We start from the raw sequence: 21081 nt of genomic DNA, 5'->3' as shown, positions 1-21081 counted from the left end.
AGTATAAACGCAGCGCTACTCCGCGTAAACCTCCCGAAGCTCTGCGTTTAAACGAAAATTAAAGCGTAGAAAAATCAAACGACTCCAGATATTTCGTTGTGAAGTTTCCGGATTTGAATCCAGGATCGTCCATCAGTTTGATATGGAATGGAATGGTTGTCTTAATGCCTTCAATGACAAACTCCTGCAACGCACGTTTCATTCTGGTTAGGACTTCTTCGCGCGACTGGCCGCTTACGATCAGTTTCGCGATCATCGAGTCATAGTTTGGCGGAATGGTATAACCGCTGTAAACATGGCTGTCGATACGGATACCGTGACCGCCAGGAAAATGCAGATTTGTGATTTTTCCAGGAGACGGGCGGAAACCATTTGCAGGATCTTCCGCATTGATACGGCATTCCATAGCGAACAATTTAGGCGTATAATTGATACCCAGAATAGGCTCGCCTGCTGCAACTTTGATTTGTTCTTTAATTAAATCAAAATCGGTAACTTCTTCCGTAATCGGGTGTTCAACCTGGATGCGTGTGTTCATTTCCATGAAGAAGAATTCACCGTGTTTATCAACGAGGAATTCAATCGTTCCGGCTCCTTCGTATCCGATAGCCTGCGCACCTTTAATGGCAGCAGTACCCATTTTCTCACGAAGTTCAGGCGTGATGATTGGAGAAGGAGTTTCTTCTACCAATTTCTGGTGACGGCGCTGAATAGAGCAATCACGCTCGGATAAGTGACAAACTTTGCCATATTGATCACCGATGATCTGGATTTCAATGTGACGAGGTTCTTCAACAAATTTTTCAAGATATAAACCATCATTTCCAAAAGCCGCAGCAGATTCTGTACGGGCATCATTCCATGCCTTTTCAAACTCTTCCGGTTTGTTGATGATACGCATACCGCGTCCACCACCGCCGGCTGTTGCTTTCACAATCACAGGGTATCCGATCCCTTTCGCCAGTTCTTTTCCCTGCTCAACGGATTCTAACAAACCTTCTGAACCCGGAACGACAGGTACACCGGCTTTGATCATGGTCGCCTTGGCCGTAGCCTTGTCGCCCATTCCGTTGATCTGAGCGGCAGTTGCACCGATAAATTTGATACCGTAATCGGCACAAATTTGCGAGAACTCAGCGTTTTCAGATAAGAAACCGTAACCCGGATGTATGGCATCTGCGCCCGTAACTTCGGCGGCAGAAATAATATTTTGAATGCTCAGGTAAGACTGACGGCTTGGCGGGGGGCCGATACAAACAGCTTCGTCAGCAAAACGTACGTGAAGGCTGTCGCGGTCCGCAGTTGAATAAACTGCCACCGTTTTTATGCCCATTTCACGGCAGGTTCTGATCACACGTAATGCGATTTCACCTCGGTTGGCAATGAGAATCTTTTTAAACATGAAATTTAATTAAGTTTTTTAAGACCGGTCATTACCGTTATACAGGTTCAACAAGAAACAAAGGCTGGTCAAATTCTACCGGCGTAGCGTTTTCAACCAATACTTTAACAATTCTTCCTGAAATTTCAGATTCGATTTCGTTGAACAATTTCATTGCTTCAATCACACAAACTGTCTTTCCTGGCGCGATTTCGTCACCAACACTTGCAAATGCAGGCGTTTCAGGGCTTGAAGCGCGGTAGAAAGTACCAATCATCGGGGACTTAATGGTAATCAAATTTGCAGAAGCGGCTGGCTCAGCCGGTGCCAAAGGCGCTGCATGCGTCGGCACAACAGGCGCTGAAGGCGTGTAAACAGGAGCTTGGGCAGCAACTTGTGCAGGCGCAACCGTTACTACCGGGGCATTGCCATATCTTTTAACCTTAATCTTAAGATCAGTTGTTTCAATGTTTACTTCATCAAGGCCGGACTGGGCGATGAAGTCAATCAGTTTTTGAATTTCTTTAGTTTCCATTTAGTCAAGTTTATACAGTTGCAGGAATTGTAGCCTATGATTTCACTCTTTCAACGTAGTCGTACGTGCGTGTATCTACTTTGATTTTCTGACCTTCTTCAATAAATAAAGGTACCATGATACGAGCACCTGTTTCTACTTCAATCGCTTTTTTAGGAGAGTTTGCTGTATCTCCCTTTAAGCCTGGTTCAGCATAGGTTACTTCTAATTCTACAAATGGTGGCAATTCACATAGCAAGGCACCGTCGGTTTCGGTATTGATCAAAATCTCTACTTCCTGGCCTTCTTTCATCAGGTCAGCCGCTGTTACAAGTTTCTCATCGATCAATACCTGATCAAATGTTTCGGAGTTCATGAAGTTATACCCAACCTCATCTTTGTATAAAAACTGGAATTTATGTCTTTCTACGCGAACCGGAACAATCGTTGCACCGGATGAAAATGTATTATCCAGTACTTTTCCAGAGGTAAGGCTCTTCATTTTAGTACGAACAAAAGCGTTTCCTTTCCCAGGTTTTACATGTTGAAACTCGGTAATCTGAAACAGATCGTGGTTAAAATGTATTACTAGTCCGTTACGTAAATCTGCAGTCGTTGCCATGTTTAATTAATAAAAAATGTATAAAATCTTAAATGAAAAAATGAATAATGAAGCAAGATCATTATTCATTTTACATTATTCATTTCCTTTATCGTAGGCCCATTTCAGGTAAATCGCCCCCCAGGTAAATCCTCCACCGAAGGCCGCAAGTACAAGATTATCGCCCTTTTTCAATTGTGATTCATAATCCCACAAACAAAGTGGTATGGTTGCCGAAGTCGTGTTACCGTACTTCTGGATATTCATCATCACCTTATCCATGCCGACACCCATGCGGTTGGCCGTAGCCTCGATGATACGTCTGTTGGCCTGGTGAGGTACCAGCCATGCAACATCGTCACTCGCAAGGTGATTCTTTTCCATAATTTCAGCGGAGATATCGGCCATGTTTTTCACAGCAAATTTAAACACCTGAGCTCCGTCCTGATACACCGAATGCCATTTATTGTCAATGGTTTCATGTGTAGGCGGAAAACGGCTTCCTCCCGCTTTCTGGTGCAGATAAGGATATCCGGCTCCATCGGAACGGATGATCGAATCTACAATGCCATATCCTTCGGTATCCGGTTCCAAAAGCACCGCTCCTGCGCCATCACCAAAAAGAATACAGGTTTTTCTATCCGTGTAATCGACAATTGCTGACATTTTATCAGCGCCAACCACAATTACTTTTTTATATTTTCCAGTCTCAATAAACTGAGAACCGATCGTAAGTGCATAAACAAATCCGGAACAAGCCGCCTGAATATCAAAACTTCCGACATTTCTGATGCCCGTCATATCACAGATAAGATTGGCAGTACCAGGAAAAATGAAGTCGGGGGTAGTCGTGGCGCAGATTAATAAATCAATATCTTCCGGAGCTGTATTGGTTTTGGCAAGCAGCCCCTTTACAGCCTCAGCGCCCATATGCGAGCTTCCTAAACCTTCTCCTTTAAGTATGCGACGTTCCTTGATGCCGGTACGGCTCACGATCCATTCATCGTTAGTCGCCACCATTGTTTCCAATTCAGCATTTGTCAGAATATAGTCAGGCACATACCCGTGTATTCCTGTTATAGAGGCTCTTGCGTGGGTCATGGTTAATTTCTAGCATTCAAAATTCCCGTGAATTTTGGTAAAAAACATTATCAGAGTTAATTCGCAAATCGTGCTGTCCCGGTCGGACATCAGTTCAAAGCATTGGCAATGTGAACATATGCCTTTGATTTGACTTGTTTGTAAGCCCAGCCCAGCATATTTTTTATTGCCAGCGGTGAAGAAATGCCATGTGCGATCATCACATTACCATTTACTCCGATAATCGAACTTCCGCCGATGGATTCATAATTCGTCTGATCTATAAAATCATCCTGAATCCCTCTTTGTTTGGCAATTTCGTATAGCGACTCTCCTAATTTAAATAATACATTCCCGGTGAAACCGTCCGTGACGATCACATCTGCTTTATTAGTGAAGAGATCTTTCCCTTCAATATTTCCAATAAAATTGATTCGTTTGTTGTCCTTGAGCAGCGGATAGGTAGCCTGCGCAGTTAATGAACCCTTCTGTTCTTCCTCGCCAATGTTCATTAAGGCCACACGAGGGCTTTCAATCTGAAAAGTATGCTGAACGAACAGAGAGCCAATTTCACCAAACTGGGCCAGTACTTCCGGTTTACAATCGGCATTGGCGCCAATATCGACCATAATAGCATATCCGCCTCCAACCTGAGGGACGAAACCGGCAATGGCAGGTCTCAAAACTCCTTCAATAGCTTTTATACTAAAAAGAGCGCCGACATGCATGGCTCCGGTGTTGCCCGCACTACAGAAGATGTCTATTTCTTTTTCCTTCAGAAGCTTAAATCCAATGGCAATACTAGAGTTCGGCTTCTGAGAAAGAGCTTTTGTAGGGTGCTCACCCATCTCAATAACATCTTCAGCATGAACGATATCAACGACGGGCGAGGAGAAGTTATGCTGGCGAAATATCTCCAGAATAGCACTTTCCCGGCCAATTAATACGATTCGGGCATCCGATGGCAGTTCGGAAGCGGCTTGTATAACCCCTTCAACTATTGCTTGTGGAGCTAAATCTCCCCCCATAGCATCTACCGCAATTTTCATTTACACGCTGTTATTTTGTACTAAAAGTTAGAAATCGAAGGTGTAAATTTAGCAGTTGTGCCTTAGTAAAAAAGAATTTCGCAACAACTTTTATAAGGTTGTTGCGAAATTGGCATTCTCATTGTTAAAATTTAGACCGTTTTGGCATAATTTTCAACAACAACTTTGCCTCTATAAACTAGATTTCCTTCGTGTACGTGCGCACGGTGGAACTGATGAATCTCCCCTGTTGACGAATCAACTGACAATTGCTTGCCAGTAAGGAAGTCATGTGCTCTGCGTGTATCGCGACGGGTTTTGGAAATTTTCCGCTTAGGATGTGCCATGATGCTTTATGTTCTGTATGTTAATATTCGGTTTGAAAAACTTTTATATCGCAGACCGGAAATTTATTCCTGATTGCCTTTTAATTTTTTTAATGCTTCCCAACGTGGGTCAATTTTTTCTTCAGAGTCACTGTTTCCCTCGCCTTCGTCCTGATCTTCCGAAGAATAGACAAGAATTACTTCATGGTCGTCTTCTAAATCCTCCTCATCATGCGCTTCTTCACGAAGACTTGGATGTAATTTTTTTACGGGCAGAGATAATGCGATAAACTCAAAAATGTATTTCGCAACATTAATACGGTTCGTATTTCTGTTTATAATCTCAATCTCGTCGGTCAGCTCCTCATTATGGTCGCCGAACTTTAAAATAATCCGTTCATTTGAATCAACGGGCTCTTCAAACGGTTCCAAAGTGCGGTCGCAAAGTAATTCAACCGAGCCTTCCGTGTGAAAATGAAGCTGGATCATCGTAGCCGATTTTTTCAAAACAACATGCGTTTTGAAATGGCCGTGTTCGATGAGATCCTGCTCTAATTCTTCAAAAAACGCGTCTCCCGATTCCATATCATAGTCATACTGTTTGTCTTCCAAACCGTAAATGTCTATGTTGTATTTACTTAGCTCTTTCACTATTTCTGTCAAAAGGACTGCAAAGGTAGTGTCTTTTCATGTGAATAAAAAAACTATCTACAATTTTTATTGATTTGAACTGAGGGATTTGATACTGAAGATGCTGTCCCTCAACCAGCACCCGTTTTTTTTCTGTGAATCCGGTTAAATCTTGCGCGCTGGATTGCCAAAAAATGTGGCACCAGCCGATACGTTTTCAACCACGACAGATCCTGCCCCGATTCTGGCATTTTTTCCGATCTCGATACCGGCTACAATAATAGCCCCCGATCCGATAAATACGCCATTGCCGACTTTTACGCGGTCATTGATCACAGCACCGGCACCCACCGTTACGTAATCGCCAACCTCGGCAGCAGTTTCAATAACGGACGCGGTTTGGAAAAGCGAATGATTTCCCAATTTGGACAAAGGACCTACGGTCACACGCGCGCCGAAAAGATTTCCATGCCCAATGGCAGCCGTTTCAGAGATAATGCTGCTTTCGTGAATGGCATTGACAGGCATACTTTTAAAGCGCTCGTTCAGTCCTTCGGTCAATTGCTTGCGGACAGAACGTTCGCCTATGGCAACAAAGGTTTCACATTTTTCACCAATAATATTGATAAAGGCCTCATCGTCGGTAGCGCCCAAAACGCTGATATCGCCGAATTCTTTACCATGTAATGCTTTATTGTCGTCCAGGATCCCGAAGACGAGCACGTTGTTTTTCTTGAAGATATCAAGTGCCTGCATTCCTAAGGAACCCGCACCGAAAATTAAAACTGGATTTTCCATAATTGATTTTATTCATCCGCGCTGCATGCAGGGTTTGATCGGATGAAAGTGTAAAAGGGAATTATTTACAAAAGTACACATTCATTTACAGAAACAGGACGCGAAATACAAACGGACTTCCGTAAGGCGAAATATTGTTTCCATAATCGTCTAGCTGATTATCGTAATTTAAATTGTATAACGCGGTGAAATGTATAGCCCTAATTAAGCGCCCACCCGTTGGCTGGGAATAAGAGGCACCAATCATAGGCGAGCCTATCCATTTCCTGGCATCATATTTAATGAAGGAATCAGCTTCTACATTCATGGCTTCGTATTCAGCAATAATATTTATTACTGGTACCACCTGATACATCAGAAATCCTCTTCCTCCGTAGTAAACAGAATTGACCCCATAATTTTTTGATTTGAACCACATCAGTGTTGCGCCCACGCCACCCACCAGCTTGTCGGTGATCTGGTAACCGGCCATCGGAGACACGTTCACATTGGTAAATGTTCCAAAACTTAACCCGAAACTTCCGCCCAATCTGATTCTTTCTTTAAAGGCAAGATTTTTTAATTCACTTTCCACTTTTTTGTTTTCAACAGGAGCCCTGTTTTCAATAGGTGGTATTTCTTTTCTTACCGGCCTTTCTTTTTTCACAGTATCGGGGCGGTAGTATTCGTCTGTTTGGGCAAAAACTGTTGATTTAATCGATAGCGTGATGATAAATAAACAGGATAGGAGGATTTTCCTTTTCATTTCTAAATGGTTTATTTTAATATTGTTAATAGTAACGCAAAATTCTTAACTTTTGGTTTATTATTGCGTAAACCCGCATCCATTCTGCCTCATTCACTGCCTGACTGTTTATGCATTATCACATTTCTGTAACTGACCCTGCTTCCCACTTTTTAACGATTACCTATACAATTCCTGAAATTACAACGGATCGTATTGAAATTCAATTACCTGCATGGCGGCCAGGACGTTATGAAATTCAAAATTTCGCCAAAAATATTCAATTTATTGAAGCAATTTCAATAAGCGGTGATAAACTGCCCTTACGCAAGATTACCAAGGATCGTTGGGAGGTTAAAACAAATGGAGAAAAAGAAGTTCAGATTCGTTATGCATTTTTCGCGGCGATTCAGAATGCGGGCAGCAGTTATGTGGATGAAGAGCTCTGGTACCTCAATTTTATCAACTTTTGCTTTTATACCGAAGGACGAATTACCGACGAATGCCTGATCACGCTGGCTTTACCGGAAACTTTCGAGATTGCCTGCGGACTGGCCTCTGCCGGGAAGCATCAGCTCAAAGCCAAAGATTTTTATCAGTTGGTGGATAGCCCGCTCCTGGCTTCCGAAACATTACAGAAATCCGATTATATCGTTCGTGGGGTGCAGTTTCATATCTGGATGCACGGAAACCTGAAACCGAACTGGAAACGTATCCAGCGGGATTTCAGAAGATTTTCCAGGGAACAGATCGCTACCATGGGCGAATTTCCGGAAGAGGAATACCATTTCCTGAACCTTATTCTGCCCAATGCTTTCTACCACGGTGTGGAGCATCATAATTCCACGATGATCGTGCTCGGTCCCGATGACGAAGGGGAAGGCCTGTATACCGATTTGCTGGGCGTGAGTTCGCATGAGTTGTTTCACGCCTGGAATATCATCCGCATTCGTCCGGTCGAACTTTTACCTTACGATTTTACCAAAGAAAATTACTTTGAAACCTGTTTTGTAGCGGAAGGCTGCACGACCTATTATGGAGATTTGTTTTTAAAGCGCGCCGGTGTTTTTAATGATGAGGCCTATATTAAGGAGTTACAGGTTTATATGAAGCGGCATTTTGAGCATAACGCGTTCGCTGCGCAGTCGCTGGCGGAATCTTCTTTTGACCTATGGCTGGATGGTTATGATAAAGGTATCCCGCACCGTAAAGTTTCGGTTTATCATAAAGGAGCACTGGTAGCTTTGATTCTTGACTTGTTCCTGCGAAAAAAAACAAACCATGTTTCGTCGCTGGATACCGTGATGCAGATCCTTTGGGAGCGTTTTGGAAAACCGTTTATTGGCTATACCGTTCAGGACTACAAGGATATCGTGGAAGAAGTGGCGGGGGAGAAAATGGGCTGGTACTGGAAAGACTGTATTTTTACCAACGAACCGCTGGAAACCCGGCTGAATGAAGCACTGAGTTTTGTGGGTTTACAGATGACCATTTTTAGCAACGGCAATATCCAGCTCAATGTGCAGGATGATTTTCGTGCAAAAATACAGCGGGATAAGTGGCTGGAAACGCGCCAGATACTTTCGGAGGAAGAAGAGGAGGAGTGACATAACCTCAACAATAACTGCTTAACAAAAAGATAAACCAATGCTTGCTTAGAATTGGCTACTGAACTGCTTTCATGAAGATACATTTCCTAAATCCTCCAACCGTGAAAGCAGTAAGTATGGCCGGGCGTATGCTGCTTGTTTTGGTCAAAATTATACTCGCGTTTTTCGCCGGACTAATTGTATATTTTCTGGCAGAACCGTTGTGGAACCGGTATATCGTTTATCCTGCATTAGAAGGGGAGCGCGCCGAGCTTTGGCTTAACTATAAAAAGCCGGAGCAATTTATATCCCATACCGACTTTAAAGGCGTGCTTCATTCCCACACGTATCGGTCACATGACAGCCGGGGGATTTTGGAGGAAATTATTCCGGCTGCGAAAAAAGCAAAACTGAATTTTATTTTCCTGGCTGATCACCGGATGGCCGATCTGGATACATTTCCAAGGGGAATCCACGGGATTTTTGAAGGCATTGTGATCGAATCGGGGACAGAATCGCCGGGTGCCAGCATGATGGTAACGCCTTTACGAAGCGTGGTACTTGACTGGACGAAGGACCGCAGTCAGCTGATTCATGAGGTGGTGAAAAATGACGGGATGGTGTTTTATCTTCATTCTGAGGACGAGCACGACTGGGGAAATCCGGATTATCAGGGAATGGAGATTTACAACATTCATTCGGATCTTATTGATGAAAAAAGCCCGCTCCGATTTCTTGTCAACGGGATGGTTAACAGCGGTGTGTACAGGCACTGGAGTTATCGGGAGCTTTTCGATGAACAGACAAAGATTATCTCACTTTGGGATTCTCTGAATAAGTATCGGCGGATTGTGGGAATGGCTGCGGTGGATGCACACAATAATCAAAGTGTGCGAGCACGGCATACCAAAAATGGCATGGTTGAATGGGTCGGACCCAATGCAAAAACATGGTCGGTAGACAAACCCGGCTGGAAGGAAAAACTACTTTTGGGACAACCTGACGTCGGCGGCTGGGCTTTCAAAATGGAGCTGGATACCTATTTCCACTCTTTCAATTTTGCCAATACGCATATTTTTGGAGATTCATTGTCCAGCCGCTCGCTTAAAAATGAGCTGGTCAAAGGCCATGCCTATATCGCCTTTGAAAGTCTGGCGGAGGCGAATGGTTTTCAGTTTTTTGCCAGTGATAGCTCGGGTAAGGTCAATGCCATTCTGGGAGATTCCATCCAAAGCGAAAACGTGGTTAAGCTCGGCGCAGTTTCACCTTATCCCGTACGGTTCGAGCTGTTCAAAAATGGCAAACTGATCGATAGTCAAGAGGATCGCTATGCGTATGAATTTAAGGTCAGGGACAAAAAGGGGAATTACCGGATTGTAGCACGACTGAAATTCAGAGGAGAATGGATTCCCTGGGTTTATACCAATCCGATTTATATATTTTAGCGGCTAGCATTCAATAAGGGGAATTTAAGCTCCTTTGGAGCTCCCTGTTTATAGGTAAAGAAAAGGCAAAGGTTTGGGGGGTATATATTTTAACCGCTAGCATTCAATAAGGGGAATTTAGCTCCTTTGGAGCTCCCTGTTTATAGAAAAAGAAAAGACAAAGGTTTGCGGGGCTCCATCGGAGCCTCCTGGAATACCCAGACAACCCCTGCGGAGCTCCTAGGGCAATGAAACGAATATTACGATAAACAGGATACGCTGTTAGCGTTTGGCTCTATGGAATTTGCCTTCAAGATCTGAAAATAATTCTCAAAGCTTCCGGTAAATCCGGATACTGATACTTAAAATCGGTCTCCTCCCGGATCCGCCGATTGATCACGTAATTACTTCCCAAAACTACATTGGCCATTTCCCCAAAAACGAGTCGCAGTGCAAATGCCGGCACATTGGGGAGCCACAGAGGTTTATGCAGCGCCTTGCAGATTTGTCCGGTGAAATATTCATTTGTCACAGGAGGACTGGCAACGGCATTATAAGCTCCATGCCAGGCATTATTTTCCATAGCCTCGATGTACATCCGGCAAAGATCGTCGATGTGGATCCACGATAACCACTGTTTTCCGGAACCCAGTGGCGCACCAAAACCAAATTTGGCAGGCTGGGCCATTTTTGGAACGGCACCACCGTCGTTGCTTAATACGATACCTGTTCTGAGTTTCACCGTTCTCACACCAAGCGCTGCAATTTCATCCCCTGACTTTTCCCAGGCAAGGGTTACTTTGGATAAAAAATCGTTGCCGGGCGGAGATTGTTCGGTCTGCTGGAAATCCCTGGTATCTTCACCATAATAGCTACTCCCGGATGCGGAAACAAAAGCTTTTGGGATAATATCAAGTGCTTTTAACCGTCGCGCAATCAGCTCAATGCTATCAGTTCGGCTACTGAAAATTTCTCTTTTTCGCTTTTCCGACCAACGCTCGTCCGCAATGCCGGCACCGGCAAGGTGAACCAGATAATCAGTATTATCGAGTGCGCCTGCTTCGATAAAATTATTTTTTATATCCCATTCATACACCTTTACCGAAGGAATATTTAGTCTTTTTCGGGTGAGATAAGCAACTTCATATCCTTTTTGAAGGAGCAAAGCCGTTAGTCTTTTTCCGATTAATCCTGTTCCGCCGGTAATCAGTACTTTTTGTGCCATAAATGTCGGGATGAGATTTTTGATGAATCAGGTTGCAAAAATGGTGCCGTGGTTATTATTCAGGGAGGGCCGGATTGAAGTCTTTTGGCGGCTCCTGTTCAATGGCTTTTGTGACACGGTCAATAATACTGTCGATGGATTCATCAGGCAAAAAATGCATAGGGGCTTTAAACTGAACGGTAAGGGTAGTGTTTCTCTTTTTAAAACGTAAACCTTTTTTATCAAATGCCCTTCTGAAACCGTTGATAACAACCGGAATAACGATAGGCTGGTGTTCTTTGATGAGGTAAGCGGTTCCTTTGCGAACTGGTGCAAAAGGTTTGGTCGTGCCCTGCGGAAAACTCACAACCCAGCCATGTTTGAGTCCCATGCCAATTTTATCCTGCGCTGAATTATCCAGCTGCCTTTTTACATTTTCACCGTTGGCACGCCAGGACCGGTCGATCGTGATGGCTCCGCCGATGCTGAAAAGTTTAGGGAGAATGCCTTCTTTCATGGTTTCGGACGCTGCGACATAATAACATCTTGCTCTGGGGGAAAAAAGGTAAAAGGGGGGCGAAATGGTATCTTTATATCCCCATTTTGTAGCACAAAAAATGTGGTAAAAAGCGATAACGTCGGCGAAATAAGTCTGGTGGTTTGACAAAAAAATCACACCATGATCCGGAAGATCCACAAGCTGCTCACTGCCTGTGATACGGATTTTATTGACGGCCGTATAGCGGTAATAGGTAAACCATCCGATTACAAAAATGAAAAAACGTTTAATACTCAGGAAATTGCCGAAAGGATCCTTTTCGAAAATTCCCAGAAAATCAAATCGTGCCAGCCAGGACGGGAGTGCACTGAATATACTTTTTTTTGAATTCATGTAGTAAAGTATGGTTCAATAAAGCACGCTTAAAGTTGGAAACCGGTTCTCAAAGGTTGATTTGTCAGCATGTGCGCAATGAATAACGAATGTAAGATATAAATTGAATCTTGTATTTAATAAAATAACCAAACCGCAAAATTGACTGTAACCAAAATGATGTTTCTGCGTCATAACCATATTAAGGAACTATTGGCATGATTCTTTGATTAACGTTCAATACTTACTTAATTTTGACCTACTCACTAACAAAAAATTACCCATATTTTATGAACATTAAGTATCAGACACACATACTTGCTTGTTTTCTGGCAGCCGGGATTTTTTCGGGCTGTTCTAAAAATCCTGTGACAGGTAAGAAGGAGATTATTTTTATGTCCAAAGAAAAGGAGCTTGCCCTGGGTGCGGAGTCGCACCCGGCAGTAGTTGGTTCTATGGGTTTATATGATGATAAAAATCTTCAGGCCTTTATCGGCGAGAAAGGGTCCGCTATGGGAAAAATATCGCACAGGCCTGAGTTGAACTATCAGTTTTTTATTGTTGATTCTCCCGTCGTGAATGCATTTGCTGTGCCGGGTGGTTATGTATACTTTACCCGCGGTATTATGGCACATTTCAACAATGAAGCCGAATTTGCCGGGGTTTTAGGACATGAAATTGGTCACGTAACAGCACGGCATTCAGCCCGTCAGCAAACGACACAAATACTTGGCCAGGTTGGGTTAATGGCCGGTATGGTGCTTTCCCCTCAAATACGGAGTATGGGCGATCAGGCAACGCAGGCCTTGCAATCGTTGTTCCTGAGTTACAGTCGGGAACATGAAACGGAGTCCGATAAAATTGGAGTAGCTTACTCTAGCAAGATCGGTTATGACGCAGTGGAAATGGCGGATTTTTTCGGGACATTGAAAAGGATCAGTGACAAAAACGGTCATAGCATCCCAACGTTTCAGTCAACACACCCGGACCCGGGCGACAGGCTTAAAAACGTAAAAGCACTGGCTTTGGAATACCAAAAGGCTAATCCGGGGCAATATACCGTCAATCGGGACCAGTATTTGCGCCGCATTGAAGGCATTGTTTATGGTGAAGACCCCAAGCAGGGCTTTGTTGAGAATGGACAGTTTTACCACCCTGAGCTTAAAATGCAGTTTCCTGTACCGGGGGATTGGCAGTACGAAAACTCGCCTGCTCAATTCCAAATGGCTCCTAAAGATGGAAAATCAGTGATGATTTTTACGATGGCCCAAGGAAAAACGCTGGATGAGGCAGCTCAGACTGTTATTAAAAATTACAATTTACAGGTTTCTGAAAATGATAAAGTGACCATCCATGGAAATCAGGCCATTGCATTGATCTCGACGCAGGCGGCACAGGCCCAGGAAGGCCAGCAGCAGCAGGCGCAAACCCCGGAAACCACAACAAAAGTGGCTACCTGGCTTATTCAATACGGGGGGAACATCTATGCCATGCATGGCGTGGCAACAGCAGCTAATTTTGCAAATAACCTGGGGCAGTTCCGCTCTATAGCACAAGGATTCAAGGCTGTTAATGATGCCAATATTTTGAACCGTCAACCTGAACGCATTAGAATTAAAACGGTTCAGCGTAATGCAACTTTGCGTGACGCGCTTAAAGATTTCAAGATGCCGGATGCTAAACTGGGTGATTTGGGAATACTAAATGGCATGGAACTAACGGACCAGGTGAGTAAAGGAATGTTGATAAAAACTTTGGGTAAGTAGGAGGTCGGGATAACGAAATGAAGGTTGAGCGACCTTGCAAGGCTTAGGCCATGCAGGGTCGCTTTTTTGTGGTGTTATTTCTTTATTTAGCTGCAAAAGCCGCCTTTCCTTTGTCTAAATAGGCCGCAAAACTGGCCGGATTAAGGTCATAATTTTTAGGCGCAACCAACAGATTTCCCTCCTGATCAACGATGCAATAATGTGGCTGCGCATTGTTATTGTATTTCACAATCTGAAAATCAGCATTTTGTCCCCCAATGGTTTTCTTTACTTTGTTATCATATTTGGAGGTATACCATTCTGATTCAGGTAATTCTGTTTTGTCGTCAACATACAAAGCTGCGATAACAAAGTCGTTTTGAAGACGTTTTAAAACCTCGGGATCGGACCATACGCGCGCTTCCATTTCACGACAATTGACGCAGCCATGCCCGGTGAAATCTATAAAAACCGGTTTGTTGACCTTTTTTGCATAAGCCTGTGCTTCCTTGATATCAAAGAAACCATCCAATTCGTGCGGCAAATGGAATAAGTCTGCATACTTTTTCGTGACGCCGGATGAAGCAGCGGGTGCTACACCGACTCCCTTTTTACTCAGATCAAAGTCTATCGTCGACTGTGGGGGCAAATAACCAGCCAAAGCTTTCAAAGGAGCACCCCACATGCCCGGAAGCATGTAAATAACAAAGGTGAACGTGATAATGGATAACAAAATTCTGGGTACGCTCACACGCTCAACGGGTGAATCATGCGGTGTTGAGATTTTTCCTAACAGATAAAATCCTAACATCGAGAAAATTACAATCCAGAAAGCAAGGTAAACCTCGCGGTCGAGTAAGCGCCAGTGGTATACCTGGTCTGCGATGCTGAGGAATTTAAGTGCCAGAGCCAGTTCAAGGAAACCCAGCACCACTTTCACCGTGTTTAACCAGCCGCCCGATTTTGGCAGTGATTTAAGCCATTGCGGAAATAAGGCAAATAAGGTAAAAGGTATGGCAAAAGCGGAGGAAAATGCGGCCATCCCGATGATGGGTTTTACGACTGCACCACCGGCAGAGGCTACCAAAAGACTTCCTACGATAGGGCCTGTGCACGAAAACGAAACCAAAACGAGTGTGAATGCCATGAAAAAGATCCCTGCATAGCCGCCCTGATCTGCCTTTGCATCCATTTTATTGACAAATGCACTGGGCAAAACAATTTCAAACAATCCTAAAAATGATAATCCGAAAACGAAGAAAATACCGAAGAAAAGTACGTTGGGAATCCAGTGTGTACTCAAAAAGTTGGCAAAAGCGGGTCCGTTCAGCCGGGAAACTACGGTTCCTATTAATGTGTAAATCAATACTATAGAAATTCCATAAAGCAAGGCTTTCACTTTTCCATTGGTCTGGTTGGTGAAGTAACTGACCGTCATGGGGATAATGGGGAATACACAAGGGGTGAGCAAGGCAACCAGTCCCGATAAAAACGCGGCCAGTGCAAATGCCCATAATGATTTGTCTGCCGCAGGGGCACCTGCCGCCGGATCTTCACTGCTGCTCAGATCAATTTTCGGGGCCTCATTTTCTGACATAGCGCCTGCTGAATCACCCGCAGATAACGCGATATTTGCCGTTTCCTGCATGGTCGTGTCTGTTGGGGAAACTGCGTTTGCCCCCACGGATTTTGTTTCGGAAGGTGTTGTGCTTTCCAGTGCCGGGGCAGTACCGGCGGAGGCCACAACTTTTAAGCCTTTAAATTCAAAATCGTCATTTCCAGGCACACAAAGACCCGATGTATGGCTGCAAGTCTGATATTCAGAGCTCCCCTTGATGACCGGTTTGTCAGTTAAAACCTTTATCGTTTGCTTGAAAACCGCTTTGTCGTCGAAAAACTTAACATTCCCGCCCCATACCTCTTCATATTTGGTTTTAGGATGCTGTGGTTTCAGTTTTCCTACAAGTGAAAAAGATTTGTCGGGCGTGAAAGCAAAACTGGTCAGCATGGGACCCAATTCGGGATCGAAGTCGGATGAGTACAGGTACCAGTCTTTATCGAGAATTGCCGTAAAGATTAAGTCGACGGTTTCACCTTGCTTTACATCGTTTTTTGAAAATGTATAAGTCCAGTGGGCATGTTTCTGAATTTGGGCAAACACACTGGTTTTTGCGAAAAATGCGCAAACGATTATAAATAGAAAAATACTTCGTTTCATCTGATATTTCGATAGTAGGAGCCGAATTTAATAATATTCAGGCTTTCTTTATTTGATTAATGATCTAGTAAACGAGTGGAGTTTACGCGGACTTACTTATTTAACGTAATTTTCCTGAAAAAATTCACCGCTGGCGGATACCTTTTACGGACGTAAAACTGCAAATTTCCGGGTAAAATACCCTTTGCAAAGGTTAAAAGTGTTGAAAGGGGATATTTTATTCGGAAATAACGCCCTGATTTCGTTCGGAATTTTAATGCTGCTAAACGTTTTCTACTAACTTTACGACCTTATAAAACGCATCGTAAAATATTATTTCAATGTCGCAACCACTTTATGTAATCAAAATCGGAGGAAATGTTATTGATAACCCGGAAGCTTGTTCCCGCTTTCTGAGTGCTTTTGCAAAGTTATCAGGAATTAAAATTCTGGTTCATGGCGGTGGAAAGGTAGCCACCCAAATGGCAGCCAGGCTTCAGATTGAAACCCAGATGGTTGAAGGGCGTCGGGTTACAGATAAAGCGATGCTGGACGTAGTCACGATGGTGTATGGCGGACTGGTCAATAAAAATCTGGTTGCACATCTGCAATCCGTCGGGTGTAACGCCATCGGTCTGACCGGTGCGGACGGAGGTATCATCCGTTCGGTGAAGCGACCGGTAAAAACGGTCGACTATGGCTTTGTCGGTGATATTGAAGCCGTCAATGATGTTCAGATAAATGCTTTGCTGCATAGTGATTTGATTCCGGTGATCGCGCCGTTAACGTATAGTGACGATGGGTTACTTTTAAATACCAATGCGGACACAATGGCTTCCGCGATGGCGGTTGCTATGGCCAAACATTATGATGTCAATCTTATTTATTGCTTTGAAAAGAAGGGGGTTTTGTCAGATCCTGATGACGATGATTCGGTAATCCGTTCTTTAACACCTGGTCAATATGCTGATTATAAAGACTCCGGGGCTATTAATAAAGGTATGATCCCCAAATTGGATAATGCCTTTGCTGCCTTAGAAGCCGGTGTTGCCAAAGTTACAATCTGCAATGCCGATGAGTTGAATAAAGTAGACGCAGATGGCGCAGGAACCATTATATCATTAAGTTAAATGACATAACTAACTGTATTTTAGTAAGTTGTTGTTGAGTGCTCCTAAGCACTCGTATTATATGGCATAAAGGGTACACATTCGAAAGCCTGTGTACCCTTTATGCCTATTTTTTTCATACAACAGGATACAATTCTAATTTATTGACAATTAATTGCACTGATCGAATTTTGTAAAAATGAAATCAGATTGATTTTTGCTTTCTGTATCTATTGTAATTTACAATTAATTTGATTTATTATTTTGAGTTTTAATATAATACCAGAATTATATTTTTGGAGGCATGGGCTGAATTTATTCTACGAAATTGTGTCATATATTCTTTATTCAGAATAATCTTTCTTTTTAGGGCATATTGGGCATATTTATTAATAAGATTAAGACTTAAATCAATTTTTTTTAAATACTTTAAATATTTATTAAAATATATTATTAAGTTTGTGCCGTGCTATTTTTCATAGTACAGAATTAGCTAGCAACCAAAATCATTTAACTCTCTATGGGAAAAAATTTACTTAGGCTTATTGTCATGTTTATGGTTATAAGCGGCCCTGTTTTCGCACAAACGATAACGGGAAAAATTTCCAGCGGTTCTGACGGATCCACTCTGCCTGGGGTGTCAGTGCTGGTAAAAGGTACTACCTCTGGTACAACAACCGATGCCAATGGGGCATTTAGCATTTCAGCCAAAGCAAGTAACACGCTGGTTTTCTCTTTCATTGGGTATAAAACCAAAGAAGTAGTGGTAGGATCCCAGACAGTTTTGAACCTTGCTCTGGAAGAAGATGCTTCTCAGCTTAATGAGGTCGTTGTTACTGCGCTTGGTGTAGCTAAAGACAAGAGGGCGTTGGGCTATGCAACGGCGGTTGTAAATAACGAAGCCTTGGTGAGAACAGCTTCCCCAAATTTCGCGAACGCTTTGTACGGAAAGGCTCCGGGTGTAACAATCAACACCACACCTGGAGGTGCAACCAGTGGCGTAAGTATTAGTATTCGTGGATTTGCTTCGATTACTGGAAATACCCAGCCTCTGATCGTGATGGATGGTATTCCTATCCGGAACGGATCATTTAGTAATGGTGACTACTGGGGTGACCAGCGTTTACGCGGTAACGGCCTTTTGGATTTGAACCCGGCTGACATCGAAAATATTTCTGTCCTAAAGGGTGCATCGGCAGCAGCACTGTATGGATCAGAGGCGGTGAACGGGGTTTTGCTCGTTACTACAAAATCAGGTAAAGGTAAAAAAGGACTTGGCGTTGACTTTAGTGCCAGTTACAGTGTTGATAAGATCGCTTATCTTCCAAGATACCAGGACGTAAGAGGTCCTGGTTACATGCTGAATTACAACAATGGCGGACAGGATGATGCAGGATTTATTTACTACGACGTGGACGGTGACGGTGTAAAGGAAACTAGAGGCCTACTAGCTGCAACTGTGAACTTCGGTCCAAAATTTGACGGTCAGCCAGTGATGTCGTTCGATGGGGAAATCAGACCGTACTCTCCATCTGGCAGCAGCTACGCTGATCTTTTTCAGAACGCATCCAGCTCAAACATCAACCTTGCGATTTCGAAATCAGGCGAAAACTCTAATCTGCGTTTTTCGTTTACGCGCCAGGATAATGGTATGATCAGCTACGATTCAAAGAACAGTAAAAATATTGCGAACCTGAATGCGACATTTAACCTCAACAAAAAGCTCAAAACGGACTTGATGGTTAACTACGTAAATCAGCATACTCACAACCGTCCATATAAGGTTGACCGTATGATCAACAACTTTTCTGGGATGATGAACCGGTTTGAATCTGCTAAATGGTATGAAGACGCTTACCAGACAAGTCTTGGCTACAAGTATGTTACCGGAACAAACCAAAGTCTTACGCCAAAGGAAAACATTATTCGCAATGGTTTCAAGACTGACATTGGCGATTACATGTGGAGCACCCGCAAGAACCTTTATGATGAATATAGTGATCGGATAATAGCCAGTATTACACAACATTGGGATATTACCAAGGATTTGAATCTGAGAGGAAGAATCGCAACTGATTTCACATCAGAGCGCATAGAAGACAAGCAGTTTAGTACGCAACCGTTAGCGTTTGGTTATTCAGGTTCATTTGGGATGAAGAATAATCTATATAACACAGTATATGGCGATTTGCTTTTGAGATATACGAAGGCGATAACTTCGGACATCACAGTGTCGGCCATGGCTGGATATAACGCCACCAAAATGCTGAATACTTTCGAAAATATTTATACAAGTGGAGGACTGAGCACTGAAAACTTCTTTGATCTGGCTGCATCCGTTAATAATTTGGGTGGCGCTACTTCCCGGGAGAGGTCGCTTAAGAATGCATATCTCGGTACGCTGAACTTCGATTATAAGAATTTCTTTTTTGTAGAGGGAACAGTAAGACGTGACCAGACTTCAACCCTGGCACCGGACAATAACTCATTTTTTTACCCTTCTGTTAATTCCAGCTTTATTTTTACGGATGCATTCAGCCTTCCATCTTTTCTTAGTTATGGAAAGTTGAGAGCGTCGTGGGGTATTGTTGGTAACTATCCACTATTGTATGGTGCTAATGTGTCCTATACTCAGGGGTCTTATGGAATTCAGCAAACAGGTGGATCTTCTGTATTGTATACGAATATGAGTTCTACTGTGGGTAATGACAAAATACGTCCTGAACAAAAACATGAGTTTGAATTCGGTTTGGAAACGAAGTTTTTCAACAACAAGCTGGGACTTGATATTTCGTATTATAATGCACAGATCGTAGATCAGATATTGCCATTGTCAATCGCTTCATCAACAGGAGGTAGGTCGATTTTGGCTAATATTGGTACCCTTAGAAATCAGGGAATTGAGTTGGCATTGAACGCTTCACCTCTGAAGGCAACTAGTTCAAATGACCTAAACTGGAATGTTATATTGAACCTCGCAAAAAACAGCAACAAAGTAGAAAAGCTTGCGAATGGCTCTACTGAACTATTACATTCGGACATGGATGGTAATGCTGCTCAGGTTAGATCAATTGTTGGACAGCCAATGGGAGATATTTACGCGCACGGTGTTTTGACCAACTCGAACGGCAAAAAAGTTGTAGGAGCGAACGGTCTTTACCAACTTGATGGCGTCAACTGGATTAAAGTTGGAAATGCTATGCCAAAATTAACAGGTGGTTTTATCAATAGCTTTTCATACAAAGGATTTAGCCTTGATGTGGTAGCAGATTTCCGTTTTGGTGGAAGTATTATGCCAACAGGGATTAACTGGATGACATCAAGAGGGCTTACCAAAGAAAGTTTGAATGCAATGGATGCTGAACATGGGGGCTTGCGTTACTATAAGGACAAAAATGGTCTAGGTATTTCCACAACTGGTAATGCAGGGCCAGCCGGAGAGAAGGTGTATAACGATGGTATGTTGATGGATGGAGTTTTGGCATCGGGCGAAACAAATACCAATATCGTATCTCAGGCAACCTATTACAATGCTACTTACAACTGGGGTGGACCTCAATATGGTAATGCACGTTACGAATTGTTTGTGAAAAAAAATACTTATATCAAAATGAGGGAAATCTCTTTGGCTTACAAACTTCCTGCACGTATTTCAAGCAAGTTCGGATCGCAGAATGTTTCTGTTTCAGTATTTGGGCGTAACCTGTTCTTTATTTACAGAACTATTAAGGATCTGGATGCTGAACAGACAAATTCAAGCTCTAGATGGTATGAGAACATCAGCAATGCAGGTGGTAACCCTTCGTTCCGTACAATCGGTGTTATGTTGAGAGCTAGTTTCTAATTATTAAATATTCCCG

The 21081-nt window shown here is 43.1% G+C and carries 17 protein-coding genes; 5 read left to right on the top strand and 12 right to left on the bottom strand.

Annotation, left to right across the window (positions count from 1 at the left end; all coding sequences use genetic code 11):
- Nucleotides 1-58: 58 nt before the first annotated feature.
- The 9 genes from accC to RB622_RS04800 form a co-directional block, all read right to left on the bottom strand.
- The gene (gene accC, locus RB622_RS04840; RefSeq protein WP_308045390.1) at nucleotides 59-1402 is read right to left on the bottom strand and encodes an acetyl-CoA carboxylase biotin carboxylase subunit; all 1344 of its coding nucleotides are present in this window, start codon (nucleotides 1400-1402) and stop codon (nucleotides 59-61) included.
- Between the two features lie 37 nt (nucleotides 1403-1439).
- Nucleotides 1440-1916, bottom strand: a complete 477-nt coding sequence (accB, locus tag RB622_RS04835; RefSeq protein WP_308045389.1) for an acetyl-CoA carboxylase biotin carboxyl carrier protein — start codon at nucleotides 1914-1916, stop codon at nucleotides 1440-1442.
- Between the two features lie 34 nt (nucleotides 1917-1950).
- Nucleotides 1951-2517, bottom strand: a complete 567-nt coding sequence (efp, locus tag RB622_RS04830; protein WP_308045388.1) for an elongation factor P — start codon at nucleotides 2515-2517, stop codon at nucleotides 1951-1953.
- Nucleotides 2518-2592: 75 nt separating this feature from the next.
- Nucleotides 2593-3597, bottom strand: a complete 1005-nt coding sequence (locus RB622_RS04825) for a beta-ketoacyl-ACP synthase III (protein WP_308045387.1) — start codon at nucleotides 3595-3597, stop codon at nucleotides 2593-2595.
- Between the two features lie 89 nt (nucleotides 3598-3686).
- Complete coding sequence (gene plsX, locus RB622_RS04820; RefSeq protein ID WP_308045386.1) at nucleotides 3687-4625, bottom strand: phosphate acyltransferase PlsX; 939 nt, start codon at nucleotides 4623-4625, stop codon at nucleotides 3687-3689.
- A gap of 131 nt (nucleotides 4626-4756) precedes the next feature.
- Nucleotides 4757-4951, bottom strand: a complete 195-nt coding sequence (gene rpmF / locus RB622_RS04815; protein WP_090337350.1) for a 50S ribosomal protein L32 — start codon at nucleotides 4949-4951, stop codon at nucleotides 4757-4759.
- 63 nt (nucleotides 4952-5014) lie between these two features.
- A complete protein-coding gene (locus tag RB622_RS04810; RefSeq protein WP_308045385.1) occupies nucleotides 5015-5581 on the bottom strand; it encodes a DUF177 domain-containing protein in 567 nt (188 codons plus the stop codon).
- A 144-nt stretch (nucleotides 5582-5725) separates the two neighbouring features.
- Nucleotides 5726-6358, bottom strand: a complete 633-nt coding sequence (locus RB622_RS04805; RefSeq protein ID WP_308045384.1) for a NeuD/PglB/VioB family sugar acetyltransferase — start codon at nucleotides 6356-6358, stop codon at nucleotides 5726-5728.
- Nucleotides 6359-6443: 85 nt separating this feature from the next.
- A complete protein-coding gene (locus RB622_RS04800) occupies nucleotides 6444-7103 on the bottom strand; it encodes a hypothetical protein (protein WP_308045383.1) in 660 nt (219 codons plus the stop codon).
- A 110-nt stretch (nucleotides 7104-7213) separates the two neighbouring features.
- On the opposite strand from RB622_RS04800, the gene RB622_RS04795 reads away from it, so the two are divergent.
- Together RB622_RS04795 and RB622_RS04790 are read left to right on the top strand one after the other, a co-directional pair.
- Nucleotides 7214-8689: a M61 family peptidase gene (locus tag RB622_RS04795; RefSeq protein WP_308045382.1), complete on the top strand. Its 1476-nt coding sequence runs from the start codon at nucleotides 7214-7216 to the stop codon at nucleotides 8687-8689.
- Between the two features lie 74 nt (nucleotides 8690-8763).
- Entirely contained in the window at nucleotides 8764-10116 is a 1353-nt protein-coding gene (locus tag RB622_RS04790; protein ID WP_308045381.1) for a hypothetical protein, read from the top strand.
- Nucleotides 10117-10405: 289 nt separating this feature from the next.
- Here the strand turns inward: RB622_RS04790 and RB622_RS04785 are convergent, their stop codons facing one another.
- Nucleotides 10406-11320, bottom strand: coding sequence for a TIGR01777 family oxidoreductase (locus RB622_RS04785; protein ID WP_308045380.1), 915 nt, complete (start codon nucleotides 11318-11320; stop codon nucleotides 10406-10408).
- A 55-nt stretch (nucleotides 11321-11375) separates the two neighbouring features.
- Nucleotides 11376-12191, bottom strand: coding sequence for a lysophospholipid acyltransferase family protein (locus RB622_RS04780; protein ID WP_308045379.1), 816 nt, complete (start codon nucleotides 12189-12191; stop codon nucleotides 11376-11378).
- Nucleotides 12192-12460: 269 nt separating this feature from the next.
- On the opposite strand from RB622_RS04780, the gene RB622_RS04775 reads away from it, so the two are divergent.
- Entirely contained in the window at nucleotides 12461-13936 is a 1476-nt protein-coding gene (locus RB622_RS04775) for a M48 family metalloprotease (protein WP_308045378.1), read from the top strand.
- Between the two features lie 82 nt (nucleotides 13937-14018).
- On the opposite strand, the gene RB622_RS04770 is transcribed toward RB622_RS04775, so the two are convergent.
- Nucleotides 14019-16133: a cytochrome c biogenesis protein CcdA gene (locus RB622_RS04770; protein WP_308045377.1), complete on the bottom strand. Its 2115-nt coding sequence runs from the start codon at nucleotides 16131-16133 to the stop codon at nucleotides 14019-14021.
- A gap of 320 nt (nucleotides 16134-16453) precedes the next feature.
- On the opposite strand from RB622_RS04770, the gene argB reads away from it, so the two are divergent.
- The gene (gene argB, locus RB622_RS04765) at nucleotides 16454-17242 is read left to right on the top strand and encodes an acetylglutamate kinase (RefSeq protein WP_308045376.1); all 789 of its coding nucleotides are present in this window, start codon (nucleotides 16454-16456) and stop codon (nucleotides 17240-17242) included.
- 499 nt (nucleotides 17243-17741) lie between these two features.
- A complete protein-coding gene (locus tag RB622_RS04760) occupies nucleotides 17742-21065 on the top strand; it encodes a SusC/RagA family TonB-linked outer membrane protein (RefSeq protein WP_308045375.1) in 3324 nt (1107 codons plus the stop codon).
- The last annotated feature ends 16 nt before the right edge of the window (nucleotides 21066-21081 follow it).

The organism is Dyadobacter sp. LHD-138 (assembly GCF_030929615.1).
Classification (GTDB): Bacteria; Bacteroidota; Bacteroidia; order Cytophagales; family Spirosomataceae; genus Dyadobacter.
The sequence above is the reverse complement of the archived record's forward strand: the minus strand, read 5'-3'. Positions and strand labels throughout refer to the sequence as shown.